Consider the following 13598-nt stretch of genomic DNA (forward strand, 5'->3'; position numbering starts at 1 on the left):
AGCAAAAGATTAGCCGGTTACAACATAAAGCTCCAGAGGAGCGACATATATTTAGGTTGCAAAAAAATATGTCGCTCCTCTGGAGCTTTATTCTCGATGACTAATTTTTATCTATAAATATTTCGCTTCTCCGAAGCTTGCATAAAAAAAGCCCATTCTAAAATGGGCTTATATAACTTATATGGTAAAAATAATATTAAAAATTAGTTCTTGTAGAAGATTTACGAATATGTAATTCTGGAGCAAGAACAACTTTCTTCTCTATTTTAATCGTATCTGTTTTGTCAACCTGTTCTAAGAAAACACGCGCAGACATTCTTCCCATTTCTAATGGCGACTGATCTACAGAGGTGATCGATAGTTCCATGAATTTAGTAAAAGGTTCGTTACTGAAACCGGCAACACAAAACTCATCAGGAATACTAATATTTCGTTCTTTTAACTCTTGTATTGCTCCTAAAGCAGCAAAATCACTCGAAGAAAAAATAGCATCAGGAGGAGTTTGCAACTGTAAAAGTTTATCGACAGCATCTTTACCAGCCTCTACGCTACTTTTAGTAAAAATAACATACTCTTCGTTAAAAGAAAGTCCGTTATCCAATAAAGCTTGTTTATATCCTAAAAACCTGTTTTTGAATATGTCTAACGATTGATCTCCAGAGAAATGAGCAATATTTCTGCAGCCTTCATCTATTAGATGCTTTGTGGCTAAATAACCACCTTTAAAGTCATTAATGGTTACAGAACTTACGCCATCGATGTGTTTGCTTCTATCAAAAAATATCAACGGTACATTTTTTTCTAAAACATTTCTGAAAGCGCTGTCATTTTCATCTGAAATACCCGTAACCGACATCATAATTCCGTCTACTTGTGCATCTACTAATGTATGGAGATTTTCGTTTTCTCTTTTAATGCTTTCATGCGTCTGACAAATAATAACCTGATAGCCGTGAGGATAAAGTTCTTCTTCGATTCCTCGAATTACAGACGCGAAAAAATTGCTATCAATACGCGGAACAATAACTCCGATATTATTACTTCTACCGCTTTTCAAAGCTAGCGCAAGTTTGTTTTGCTTATAGTTCATCGCAGCAGCAGTTTTGATTACCAGCTCTCGCGTTGCTTCCTTTATTTTAGGATTATTGTTTAACGCTCTGGAAACTGTTGCAGCTGTGATGTTTAATTTTTCAGCAATATCGTAAATAGTTACTTTTTCACTCATTCAAAAAAAAGTTTTTCAGATTATTTTTAGACAAAAGTACATTTTTTTTCATTATGTAATAAAAATTGTTATCGATTACCGTATTGAAAAACTCAAACGTTTTAGATTCTACAATGATAATAAATTATCTAATTTTTTGCATTAAATGTAATTAATTTTTGTAATAAAAATTAAATATATAATTTTTTTCTAAATTAATTTGGTGTCTTAGAACAATTTTTCTACTTTCGTGTAATCGATTACATAAAACTTGATGTTTTTGATATTCCAATAAGAAAAATCTGTGCAAATGATTACAAATAAGATGATCACGTTTAAAAAGATTCTTTTTTTAGCTGCTTTAGGGCTGTTAATAGCATCATGTGCAAGACACTCTTCGTCAGTTTCTTCAGATAATCCATGGAAAAGAATGGATTTGGTTATAAAAAGCATTCCACAAACCCATTTCTCAGATAAAGTATACAACATAAATGATTTTGGTGCTATTGCAGATGGAAAAACGTTAAACACTTTGGCTTTCCAAAAAGCAATACAAGAGTGTTCAAAAAATGGTGGAGGAAAAGTTTTGGTTCCAAACGGAAAATACTTAACAGGAGCCATTCATTTAGAAAATAATGTTAATCTGCATTTAGATGATCATGCTGAGATTCTTTTCAGTTTAAATCCAAAAGATTATCCTATTGTTCATACTTCTTGGGAAGGAACAGAATTAATGAATTATTCTCCTCTTATATATGCAAAAAACAAAACCAATATTGCAGTTACAGGAAAAGGAACTTTAAACGGTCAGGCAGACAGCACCAATTGGTGGATTTGGTCTGGCGGAAAAGGTTATGGGTGGAAAAAAGGTATTCCTTCTCAAAATGATCCGACAAATCGTGAAGTTTTGGTTGATATGGCAGAAAAAGGAATTCCGGTATCAGAAAGAATTTTTGGTGAGGGACGTTATTTAAGACCCAACTTTATTGAGTTTTTCGAGTGTAATACGGCTTTAATAAAAGATGTGAAAATTATTAATTCTCCTTTTTGGATTTTACACCCTATAAAAACAAACAACATGATTATTGACGGCGTAACGGTTAATAGCCATGGTCCCAATAATGATGGTTGCGATCCAGAATATTCCCAGAATATTTTAATCAGAAACTGCACTTTTAATACGGGCGATGATTGTATCGCAATTAAAGCAGGACGTGACGGAGACGGAAGAAGAGTGGCAATACCAAGTAAAAATATCATTGTACAAAACTGCAAAATGGTCGATGGCCACGGTGGTGTTGTAATTGGAAGCGAAATTTCGGCAGGAGTGAATAATGTTTTTGTCGAAAACTGTGTCATGGATAGTCCGAATTTGGATCGAGCCATTCGTATCAAAACCAATTCAAAAAGAGGTGGAGTCATTGAAAATATATATGTGCGAAATCTAGAAGTGGGAACTGTAAAAGAATGTGTTTTGAAACTAAACATGTTTTACAATGTATACGGATCTCAGACAGGAAACTTTATTCCAGTAATCAGAAATGTAAGCTTAGAGAATGTAACTGTAAAAAACGGTGGAAAATACAGCGTTTGGGCAGAAGGTTATGCAGCATCTCCAGTGGAGAATATTACACTAAAAAATGTAAAAATCCAGAAAGTAGATTCTGTCTATTTACTAAAAAACGTAAAAAACATAAATTTTATAAATACCTATATCAATGAGAAAAAAGTAGAATCTATCAACAATTAAACACTATCAATTAACCAAACTTTAAACCACATGAGTATTAAACAATTATCTGAGAAAAAAGATAAGTACTTTGTATTTTTCTTTTTCCTGAATTTTTTGCTGTGCAGTTCTATTTATGCACAGTCAACAACAATTGAAGGGAAGATTACCGACGCGACAGGTATGTCGCTGCCAGGGGTAAACATTAATGAAAAGGGAACTAAAAACGGAACTTCGACAGATTTTGAAGGAAGTTTCAAAATTAATGTATCAAGCAGTAAATCGACCTTAATAATTAGCTATTTAGGATTTCAGACACAGGAGGTAAGTGTTGCTGGAAAAACTAAAATCAATGTAAGTTTAGCAGAACAATCAAACGCATTAACAGAAGTTGTGGTTGTAGGATACGGATCTGTAAAAAAGACAGATCTTACAGGTTCTGTTAGTACCATTAGTGCTGCTACTATCACAGAAAGAAATACAATTAATCCTTTGGAGGCAATTCAAGGTAGTACGCCTGGGGTGCAGATTTCATCTTCATCAGGACGTGCAGGAGATGGATTTAAAGTAGTAATTAGAGGAAATAATTCCCTAATTGCAGATTCAAATAATCCAAGTGTGGTTGGTTCTTCGCCTTTATATGTTGTAGATGGTGTGCCAATGGATGGAATCGATTTCTTAAATCCACAGGATATTGCCAGAATGGATGTTTTAAAAGATGCTTCTTCTGCTGCAATTTATGGTTCTAGAGGATCAAACGGGGTTATCATTGTTACAACAAAAAGCGGAACTAGCGCAAAAGCTGGAATTAGTGTAACTTTTGATACTTCTTACGGAAATAAAATTGCGACTAGATTGCCAAAAATGATGTCTGGAGAAGAGTGGTGGAAATTTCACCAAGTTGCTTATATGAGTGCAACGCCTCTTACCCAAACGCCGGCACAATTGGCTACTTTGGCTGGAAATCAGAGTCCTTTATTGGTTTCTCGTGCCAATAGCGGTTACAATTTTGACTGGTATGATGCTGTACTTAAATCGGGAATGACAGAGAATAATTATTTAAATATTTCTGGACGTTCAGATTCTGGTTTAAGCTATAACTTAGGATTCGGAATCCAGAGTGATCGCGGTCTTATTGAAAATGATGCGACAGATAAATACTCTTTTAAATTAGGATTGAATCATAAAATAAATGATAAATTTTCTACAGGAGTAAACGTTACAATTGCAAGATTAGACAATCAATTAGGAAGTGATTTGGCAATGCAAGACGCATTCAGATTAAGTCCGTTAATGTCTCCTTGGGCAATTGATGCAAACGGAAATGAGCAGGTTGGAACTTTGTTTTTTCTACCAGGTAAATTAACTTATCCTAATGGTGCTTGGGCTATCAATAAAACTTCAACAGTTAATCCATTAATGGAGATTGCAAATTCTTCTCAAACAGAAAAAACATGGCAAACTGTAGGGAATGCGTATTTCCAATATCAGCCACTAAAATGGCTTTCGTTTAAAACGACATTTGCTGCGGGAATTATGGACACCCAAAATTCTAAAGCTTACACAGCACAAACAAATGCAGGGGTAACTTTAAACGGAAAAAACTCAGCAACTTTAGAAAACATAAACAACTTTAATTACACTTGGGATAATCAAATCGATTTGAAACATACTTTCAATGAAGTGCACGATGTAAGTGTTTTATTATTGCAAAGTTTGTATTCAAATACAGACGAAAACTCTTATATGTATTCTAATAGTCAGCCTTTTGATGTTGGTACAGATAATATGGGTTCTGGCGCACAAACGAGTTATGTAATAAGATCGGCTTTTGCGAAAAATACCTTAAACTCTTATGCAGTGCGTTTAAACTATGCGTTTAAAGATAAATATTTGGTTACCGCTTCTACTAGATGGGATGGTTCATCTGTTTTATCTGAAGGTAACAAATGGGAAAGTTTTCCATCATTAGCTTTCGGATGGAAACTTAGTAAAGAATCATTTTTAGCAAACAGCTCAGTTGTTTCAGATTTAAAATTGCGTGCTAGTATTGGTTATACAGGAAACGATAACGTAGCTCCTTATACATCTCAAGCACTTCTAAACCAACAGACATTCTATGCACAAGGTTCAAATGTTATTCCAGGTTGGCAGTCAGAAAATTTAGCAAATCCAAATTTAACTTGGGAAAAAACAAGAGAATATAACTTAGGTCTTGATTTTGGATTCTTAAAAAATAGAATTACGGGTACAATAGACGTATACGATAGATTATCAGACAATTTGATTTACAAACAGCAATTGCCATCAGAAACAGGTTGGAAAAATACGTTTGCAAATGTTGGATCTGTTAGCAATAAAGGTATAGAAGCTTTATTGACTACTAAAAACATTAAGTCTGGAAAAGTAACTTGGGAAACGACTTTTACTTTTACTAAAAACGTAAATAAATTAGAGTCAATTTACAATCAGGACAAAGTAAGTGATATTGGAAACAAATTAATACTTGGTGCGCCATTAAACCCAAATTACAATTATGTTTATGATGGAGTTTGGCAAGAAAGCGAAGCGGCTCAGGCAGCCTCTTACGGAATGGCTCCTGGACAGGCAAGACCAAAAGATTTAAATGGAGATGGTAAATTTAACCAAGATGATAGAACAGTAATTGGAAATCCAAACCCAGAATGGCAAGGAAGTTTATATTCTAAATTAGTTGTAGGACAATTTGATTTTAATTTCTCAGTCTTAACAAGTCAAGGGCAAACTGTTTTAAGTACTTTCCACCAAAACTTTGCCGATGTAAGCGATAGAGGACGTCAAAAAATAGCAATGGATTATTTCATTCCAACAAATGGTGCAGGAATCGAAGCTAATGCAAATACTACAAACCCAAGACCAGGTCCTGTTGCAACAGGTGCAGGAGCTTATTGGTCTTCTCTTTTTGGGTACTATAGAGATGTTTCTTACGTGAAAATCAAAAATATATCTTTAGGTTACACTTTAGATTCTGAATTATTGAAAAAACTAAAAATTTCTAATTTCAGAATTTATGTGAATGTTCTAGATCCATTTGTGTTTACAGATTTTGATGGTTACGATCCAGAATGGGCAGCTTCTCCTTTTGGAGTAAACCGTCCAGCGGCAGTAACTACACAATTAGGATTAAGTGTTAAATTTTAATAAAGATATTCAAATGAAAAAAATATTAGTAATGATAGGAATAATCGCTGCAGCTGTAAGTTCTTGCAGTGATTATATTGAAGAAGATAGCCGCTCTTTTGTACCGGCAGACGCAACATATAAAACAGCATCAGGATTTCAGTTATTGGTTAACACAAACTACGCTTGGCTAAAAGGAATTTATGGTGGAAACCCATGGCTTTTTGAAGCAGGAACCGATATGTATGCTGAAGGAAGAACTCCAGAACCAGCAGGATTAAGCCAGTATACACTTTTAATTCCGTCCTCAGACAACGTAGCCGATTTGTACAATTCATGCTACCAGCAGATCCAAGCGGTTAACAAGACGGTATATTATTCTACAATTACAGAACAAACACCAAATTTAAATACACTTGTTGGTGAAGCACGTTATTTAAGAGCCAATGCTTATTTCTTATTAGTGCAGACTTATGGTGGTGTGCCGATTGTTTTGGATAATATTACTACTCCAGTTTTATCTTTTACAAGAAATACTGCTGAGGAAGTGTACACACAAATTATTGCAGATTTAGATTTTGCTTTGGCGAATGTTGGAACTACGGCTTATGGTACTACAGGAAGAGTAAATAAAAGAGCAGTAAACGATTTGTTGGCAAAAGTGTATTTAACAAGAGGATATGAAACTTTTGGAAAAGCAGATGATTTCTCTAAAGCAGCAGCTTACGCCGATGCAGCAATTGCAGGCCAGACTTTAGCAATTGCATTCGACCAGCTATTTAAACCAGGAAATGATTTAAATGCAGAAACGATTTTTTCTGTACAATACGATAAAGCCTCTACAAGTACAGATCCGACAAAATTGGGTAACAATCAGTTTTACTATTTCAGTTCTTATTTAGGAGGAGCAGAAACGGGAGCTCCATTAAGAAGTTACAATTTATGTCCTACCGATTATGCTTTAGGCTTATATGAAAAAGGGGATGCTAGATGGAATGCTACTTTCATGACTGAAATTTTAGAAGGACCAGAAACGACAAACGGAGTTACAAAAACTATTTTATATTATCCGTACTACAGAAGTTCAAATCCATCTTCTTTAAAAATAAGACATTTTTACGAACCAAAATGGTTTACAGCGGCAGATAAAACGGCATACATGACAACGAATGCTTCTAGATTAGCTTCGACATTTGTTTACCACCCTTGGGGAGAATATTCTGCAGCTCATACGCTAATTAAAAACTTAGATTGTTATACTATTCCAGTTAAGAAATTTGACGATCCAGATCCAACAACTCCATCAAGCACCGGGCCTGTAAGTACAAGAGATATTATTGTTTCTAGACTTGGAGAAACGTACTTAGTTGCAGCAGAAGCTTATTTAAAAGCAGGAAACCCAGGAACAGGATTAGCTCGTTTAAATGAAGTAAGAAGAAGAGCAGGTGTTGCCAATGCAACTGCAGCTCAATTTAATATCGACTATATCTTAGACGAAAGAGGGCGCGAACTATTAGGAGAATACAAACGCTGGTTCGACTTAAAACGTACAGGAACTTTAGTTGCAAGAGCTTCAGCTCATAATTATAAAATTAAAGAAGCAAATTTTGTTGGTATAGACGGAAAACTTAAAATTTTAAGACCAATTCCACAATCAGCTTTAGATTTGAATCAGAATAAAGATTTTCCTCAAAATCCTGGTTATTAGTAATTTGTTAGTTTTTTGAGAACTATGTTTTTTGAAGTAGTTAAAAAGGGGTTTGACTATTGGTCGAACTCCTTTCTTAACTAAAAAGTAAAGATTAAAAATGCAAAAAATTAAATTAATCTTAGTGTTGTTTTTTAATGTCCTTGTAATGCAAAGTCAGCAGTACCAGGTAGATACGTCGTATACTATAAAAAGCACTTACACTAAGTTAATTAAGAAGCATGCGTTTATTACAATTCCAGAAATAAAAGCAAATCCAGATGTCAAAGAAATGTTTGATCTGGTTTACAATAAAGAGCAAGATCGTGTTTTGAATTTTGATGCTTTTATCAACACAAAAAAGAAAAAAAATCCTGCAGTGATTATGATTCACGGCGGAGGTTGGAGATCGGGAAACAAAAGCCAGATGCAGTTTATAGGAAAAGAAATTGCGGCAAAAGGCTATTCTTGTTTTGCAATCGAATACAGATTATCATTAGAAGCAAAATATCCTGATGGTGTTATTGATGTCAAGAATGCGATAAAATTTATTAAAGACAATGCGGCGAAATTTAATGTAGATCCAAACAAAATTGCGGTTTTAGGCTGTTCTTCGGGAGGGCAAATGGCAGCTTTGATTGGTACAACAAATAATTATCCGCTTTTTGAAGATAAAAATTTTAAAAGCCGGTCTTCTTCAAAAGTTCATGCCATAATAGATGTTGACGGCGTTTTGGCATTCAAGCATCCAGAATCCTCAGAAGGAGATATGGCAGCATTTTGGCTAGGAGGAAAATCAGATGAGATACCAGAAAATTGGAAAAATGCTTCTGCACTAAGTCATACAGACAAAAATACGCCACCCGTATTATACATCTGCAGCAGTATTCCGAGATTTCATGCAGGAAGAGATGATATGATCAAGATTTTGAACAATTATAAAATCTATAATGAAGTGCAGACTATTCCAGATTCGCCACATTCATTTTGGTTTTATGATCCTTGGTTTACACAAACAATCACGTACAGCGTACGATTTTTAGATAAAATTTTTAAATAATTTAGAATACAGAAATGAAAGCAAAAATCACCACAGCAATTTTATTTTTCGCGGGTTTAACTGCCATAAACGCGCAGAAATACGATATTAAGACGAACAAAACTTACGCCGAAATATCTGCAAAAACAGACGGAAAATGGGAAGGAAGAAAGTATAAAGGCGGAACTGTTTTTAAAAATGTGGACCGATTAAAATTGGCTCCTGAGCATACAGATCACTCTTTCGACATTCGTTACGAAGGGCCAGGCTGGGAAAATAACAGAATTGGATACCGTTTGTACTTAGACTGGAGAAATGCTATCGATATCTTCGGAAAAAAGACTTCAGAGAATATTCTTCCACTTGTAGGGCAAGACGGATTTGATTCTTATCACAATATGAGCGATTGGGGAGCTGATATTTTAAAAGCAGGAAAAGGAATCGGAATTGGTTCTATCGATCGTTATTTAAACAGCGAAAAATTGCACTTCCGTGAAGTAGATTCAACAATTGCAACAGTGGCTAATAAGTCGAACGAATCTACAGTAAAAGTAAATTACTATGGATGGAAAACAGCTTCAGATAAAATTGATTTTATTTCAGAATTGACAATCAAACCAGATCAGCTTTATACACAACATACAATTAAAGCTTCGCAAGCAATACAAGGAATTTGTACAGGAATTGTAAAGACAAAAACGGGTGAATTGCTTAAAAAAGAAAGCAAAAATAAAAAATGGGCATATTTGGCAACGTACGGAGAACAATCTTTGGTGCCAGACAAGTTAGGAATGGCAATTTTTTATGAAATTAGTACTATCGAAAATATTGCAGATACAGATTTAGATTATCTTTTAGTTTTTAAGCCAAGTACAAAAGCAGTGACTTTTTACCTTTTAGGGGCTTGGGAGCAAGAAGTAAACGGAATCAAAACAAAAGAAGAATTTGCACAATATTTAGATAAACAATTAGAAGTGCTGAATAAAAAAAGCAAAATGTAATTTTATGCGTAAATCTCTTTCTACAAAATTCATTTTTGGAAACATTCTGGTTTTACTGCTGATTTTTGGAAATAAAATCAATGCGCAAAATCAAACAAGTACAGAAAACAATGTTATTCCTTACGACTTAAAATGGTCGGAACGAACGGCACTTTCTATTTTAAATAAATATCCGAATGCTTGGCAGCTTGACGGAAATGAAAAACCAAAATGGGATTATAAAATGGGTTTTGTATTGTTGGGATTTGAAAAATTATATCAAAAAACAAACAATAAAAAATACCTGAATTACATCAAAGAATATGTTGATGGAATGATTGACAGTACGGGAAATATCAAAAAATATGATGTTAAGGAATATAATATTGATTGTTTAAATCCGGGAAAACTGCTGTTTAATTTATATGATATAACAAAAGATTCTCGCTATCTGAAGATTATTGGGCAGCTTAGAAATCAGTTAGAAAGTCAGCCGAGAACACCAAGCGGAGGATTTTGGCACAAACAGATTTACCCAAACCAAATGTGGATTGACGGTTTGTATATGGCAGAACCTTTTTATGCGCAGTTTACTGTTAAGTACGAAAAGGGAAAAAGTCTGGATGATATTGCGAAACAATTTGAATTGGTTCAGAATCATCTTGTAGATCAAAAAACAGGTTTGGTTTACCAAGCGTGGGATGAAAGTAAAGAGATTGCGTGGGCAGATAAACAAACGGGAACTTCGCCTACAATCTGGGGAAGAGGAATTGGTTGGTACATGGTGGCGCTGGTCGAAACATTAGATTATTTCCCGAAATCGCACCCAAAACATAAAGTTCTGGTGGAGTATTTGAATCAGATTGCAAAAAACGTGAATCAATACAAAAGTGATACAGGACTTTGGTATCAAGTTGCTGATAAACCAGAATTGTACGGAAATTATGTAGAACCATCAGCTTCTGGAATGATTATTTATGCTTTTGCAAAAGGTGCCAATAAAGGCTATTTGGCTTCAAGCTACAAAACCACAGCTAAAAAATCATTTGACAGTTTTGTAAAAGAATTTGTGAAAGTAGATAAAAAAGGAGAAGTGAATGTTTTGAATGTTTCATCAAATGTAGGTTTGGGCGGAAAACCATTCCGTGATGGAACAAACTATTATTATCTAGTTTCTAAAACAAAAGAAAACGGTGCAATTGGATTGGGGGCTTTTTTATTAAGTGCAATCGAATTAGATAAATAAATGTTTTTTATGGATAAAAAGAGAAAATATTTTGGTTTACTGTTTGTAATTATGGGGCTGCTTTTTTCATTTATAAATGCAAGAGCTCAAGAAACGACAATTGTTATATCTAAAGACTTGAAGTGGTCTGAAAGAATGGCTCTTTCTATTATGAAGCGTGACCCAAAAGCTTGGCAGATTGATAATAACGAAAAACCAAAATGGGATTATAAGCTTGGTCTTATTATGACTGCTTTTGAGAATCTGTACAATAAAACACAAAATCCAGTTTATTTCAATTACGTTAAAGAGTACTACGAAACAGTTATAAACAATTCTGGCGATATTCTAAATTATAAATTAGAAGATTACAATATTGATTATATAAATGCTGGAAAAGGACTTTTTGAAATTTATAAACAAACAAAAGATGATCGTTATCTTAAAGCGTTGCAGGTTTTAAGAAAACAATTGGAAACGCATCCGAGAACAAATTCTGGTGGGTTTTGGCATAAGAAGATTTACCCAAATCAGATGTGGCTGGATGGATTGTATATGGGAACTCCTTTTTATGCACAATATACAGCCGAGTTTGAGCAAGGAAAAAGCTTCAATGATATTGCAAAACAGTTTGAGCAGATTCACCAGCATACTTTAGATCCAAAAACGGGTCTTCTTTTTCATGCTTGGGATGAAAGTAAAAAAATGGATTGGGCGAATAAAGAAACGGGGACATCTCCCAATTTTTGGTCTCGATCTATAGGCTGGTACATGATGGCTTTGGTTGATGTGTTGGACTTTATGCCAAAAGAACATCCGAAAAGAAAAGAACTTATCCAGTATTTGAATGAGATTTCGAAAGCTGTTGCAAAATATCAAGATAAATCAGGATTATGGTATCAAGTTACAGATGCTGGAAATAGAAAAGGAAATTACCTTGAAGCATCTGGTTCTGAAATGTTTGTTTATGCATTTGCAAAAGGAGTAAAAAAAGGGTATTTGCCAAAAAGCTATAAAAAAATGGCAGAAAAAGGATTCGACGGAATTACAAAAAAACTCGTTACAGTAGATCCAGACGGAGAAATACATATTACTCAAGTTTGTGCCAGTGCAGGGTTAGGTGGAAATCCTTATCGAGATGGTTCTTACGAATATTATATAAGCGAAAAAATAAAAGTAGATAATTCGCATGGATTAGGTCCTTTTATTTTAGCGGCAGTTGAATTAGAAAAATAGTAGAATTTAAATAAATTTTGAAATGAAAAATAGTAGAAAGCAAAGTTATTTTATGTCGATTTTGATGGCTTGTTTTATGACCATTACAAGTTGTAAAGTAACATCGCAGGAACCAGCAAAAGAGATTGTGATTGGGAAAAATGCAAAATGGTCTGATAAAATGGCCTTGACATTGATGAAACGCCATCCAGAGGCATACATGATCGACGACGCTAAAAAACCAAAGTGGGATTACGTTCACGCTTTAGTATTGCATTCAATTGAAGAATTATACAAAAAAAATCCAGACCCTAGATACAAAGCTTATATAAAAGGGTATGTGGATAATTTGGTGCAACCTGACGGAAACATTAATACATACGAATTTGATAAATTCAATATTGACTTAGTATTGCCAGGACGTTTGCTTTTTGATGTTTATGCCTATACAAAAGAAGATAAATATTTAAAAGCATTGCAACTAATTCGCAAACAGCTTACAGAACAGCCAAGAACACAAAGCGGAGGATTCTGGCACAAACAAATTTATCCAAATCAAATGTGGTTGGATGGTTTGTACATGGGAGAGCCATTCTACGCAGAATACACAGCTAAATTCGAAAACGGAAAAAGCTTTGATGATATCGCGAAACAATTCGAATTGATTCAGCTTAAAGCAACAGATCCAAAAACGGGATTATTATACCACGGATGGGACGAAAGCAAACAAATGCCTTGGGCAAATAAAGAAACAGGAAACTCTCCAAACTTCTGGTCTAGATCTTTGGGCTGGTATGTAATGGCTTTGGTTGATGTTTTAGATTACATGCCAAAAGATCATCCAAAAAGAAAAGAGTTGATTCAGTATTTAAACAATGTTTCTGAGGCTTTACTAAAATTCCAAGATAAATCTGGATTGTGGTATCAAGTTACAGACAAAGGCGGTGAAAAAGACAATTATTTAGAAGCTTCTGGATCTGCAATGTTTTCATATGCTTTTGCAAAAGGAGCAAACAAAGGATATTTGCCAGCTAAATTTAAAAAAGCAGCCAACAAAGCTTTTGACGGGTTAACAACTGTATTAATCAAAAAAGTAGATCAAGATGGAGGAATTACGCTAACAAACTGTTGCCAAGTGGCAGGTTTAGGCGGGAATCCATATCGTGATGGATCTTACGAATATTACGTAAACGAAAGAAAAAAAGACAATGATCCTAAAGCAACAGGGCCATTTATTTTGGCCGCTTTGGAATTGAACAGATAATTTTTTTAAAGTTATGAGTTTGGAGTTATGATGCTCTACTTTGTCTTGCTGAGCGAAGTCGAAGCATCGCAAAGAAATTACTCACAGAAAAAACAA

9 protein-coding genes are annotated in these 13598 nt (G+C 34.5%); 8 read left to right on the forward strand and 1 reads right to left on the reverse strand.

Features of this window, described 5'->3' with window-relative positions:
* Positions 1 to 196 precede the first annotated feature (196 nt).
* The gene (locus SOM12_RS13040; RefSeq protein ID WP_320493733.1) at positions 197 to 1225 is read right to left on the reverse strand and encodes a LacI family DNA-binding transcriptional regulator; all 1029 of its coding nucleotides are present in this window, start codon (positions 1223 to 1225) and stop codon (positions 197 to 199) included.
* Between the two features lie 289 nt (positions 1226 to 1514).
* Between SOM12_RS13040 and SOM12_RS13045 the strand changes: the two genes are divergently transcribed.
* The 8 genes from SOM12_RS13045 (at position 1515) to SOM12_RS13080 (ending at position 13502) form a co-directional block, all read left to right on the forward strand.
* A complete protein-coding gene (locus SOM12_RS13045; RefSeq protein WP_095930791.1) occupies positions 1515 to 2954 on the forward strand; it encodes a glycoside hydrolase family 28 protein in 1440 nt (479 codons plus the stop codon).
* A gap of 30 nt (positions 2955 to 2984) precedes the next feature.
* Positions 2985 to 6113 carry a TonB-dependent receptor gene (locus tag SOM12_RS13050; protein ID WP_320493734.1) on the forward strand — a complete coding sequence of 1043 codons (3129 nt, stop codon included), beginning with the start codon at positions 2985 to 2987 and terminating at the stop codon, positions 6111 to 6113.
* A 13-nt stretch (positions 6114 to 6126) separates the two neighbouring features.
* Positions 6127 to 7800: a RagB/SusD family nutrient uptake outer membrane protein gene (locus tag SOM12_RS13055; RefSeq protein ID WP_095930789.1), complete on the forward strand. Its 1674-nt coding sequence runs from the start codon at positions 6127 to 6129 to the stop codon at positions 7798 to 7800.
* A 100-nt stretch (positions 7801 to 7900) separates the two neighbouring features.
* Positions 7901 to 8839 carry an alpha/beta hydrolase gene (locus SOM12_RS13060; RefSeq protein ID WP_320493735.1) on the forward strand — a complete coding sequence of 313 codons (939 nt, stop codon included), beginning with the start codon at positions 7901 to 7903 and terminating at the stop codon, positions 8837 to 8839.
* A 14-nt stretch (positions 8840 to 8853) separates the two neighbouring features.
* Positions 8854 to 9819 (forward strand): DUF4861 family protein, encoded by a 966-nt coding sequence (locus SOM12_RS13065; protein ID WP_320493736.1) that lies wholly within the window; start codon positions 8854 to 8856, stop codon positions 9817 to 9819.
* A 4-nt stretch (positions 9820 to 9823) separates the two neighbouring features.
* The gene (locus tag SOM12_RS13070; protein ID WP_095930786.1) at positions 9824 to 11044 is read left to right on the forward strand and encodes a glycoside hydrolase family 88/105 protein; all 1221 of its coding nucleotides are present in this window, start codon (positions 9824 to 9826) and stop codon (positions 11042 to 11044) included.
* A 9-nt stretch (positions 11045 to 11053) separates the two neighbouring features.
* Positions 11054 to 12259 (forward strand): glycoside hydrolase family 88 protein, encoded by a 1206-nt coding sequence (locus SOM12_RS13075; RefSeq protein ID WP_320493737.1) that lies wholly within the window; start codon positions 11054 to 11056, stop codon positions 12257 to 12259.
* 22 nt (positions 12260 to 12281) lie between these two features.
* The gene (locus SOM12_RS13080; protein WP_320493738.1) at positions 12282 to 13502 is read left to right on the forward strand and encodes a glycoside hydrolase family 88 protein; all 1221 of its coding nucleotides are present in this window, start codon (positions 12282 to 12284) and stop codon (positions 13500 to 13502) included.
* Positions 13503 to 13598: the final 96 nt, after the last annotated feature.

The sequence above is a fragment of the Flavobacterium sp. CFBP9031 genome (genome assembly GCF_034044945.1).
Taxonomy (GTDB): domain Bacteria; phylum Bacteroidota; class Bacteroidia; order Flavobacteriales; family Flavobacteriaceae; genus Flavobacterium.

What these genes read in the sequence shown, in the direction of transcription:
- SOM12_RS13040 (WP_320493733.1), bottom strand. Translation starts at nt 1,225, where the DNA reads ATGAGTGAAAAAGTAACTATTTACGATATTGCTGAAAAATTAAACATC.
- SOM12_RS13045 (WP_095930791.1), top strand. Translation starts at nt 1,515, where the DNA reads ATGATTACAAATAAGATGATCACGTTTAAAAAGATTCTTTTTTTAGCT.
- SOM12_RS13050 (WP_320493734.1), top strand. Translation starts at nt 2,985, where the DNA reads ATGAGTATTAAACAATTATCTGAGAAAAAAGATAAGTACTTTGTATTT.
- SOM12_RS13055 (WP_095930789.1), top strand. Translation starts at nt 6,127, where the DNA reads ATGAAAAAAATATTAGTAATGATAGGAATAATCGCTGCAGCTGTAAGT.
- SOM12_RS13060 (WP_320493735.1), top strand. Translation starts at nt 7,901, where the DNA reads ATGCAAAAAATTAAATTAATCTTAGTGTTGTTTTTTAATGTCCTTGTA.
- SOM12_RS13065 (WP_320493736.1), top strand. Translation starts at nt 8,854, where the DNA reads ATGAAAGCAAAAATCACCACAGCAATTTTATTTTTCGCGGGTTTAACT.
- SOM12_RS13070 (WP_095930786.1), top strand. Translation starts at nt 9,824, where the DNA reads ATGCGTAAATCTCTTTCTACAAAATTCATTTTTGGAAACATTCTGGTT.
- SOM12_RS13075 (WP_320493737.1), top strand. Translation starts at nt 11,054, where the DNA reads ATGGATAAAAAGAGAAAATATTTTGGTTTACTGTTTGTAATTATGGGG.
- SOM12_RS13080 (WP_320493738.1), top strand. Translation starts at nt 12,282, where the DNA reads ATGAAAAATAGTAGAAAGCAAAGTTATTTTATGTCGATTTTGATGGCT.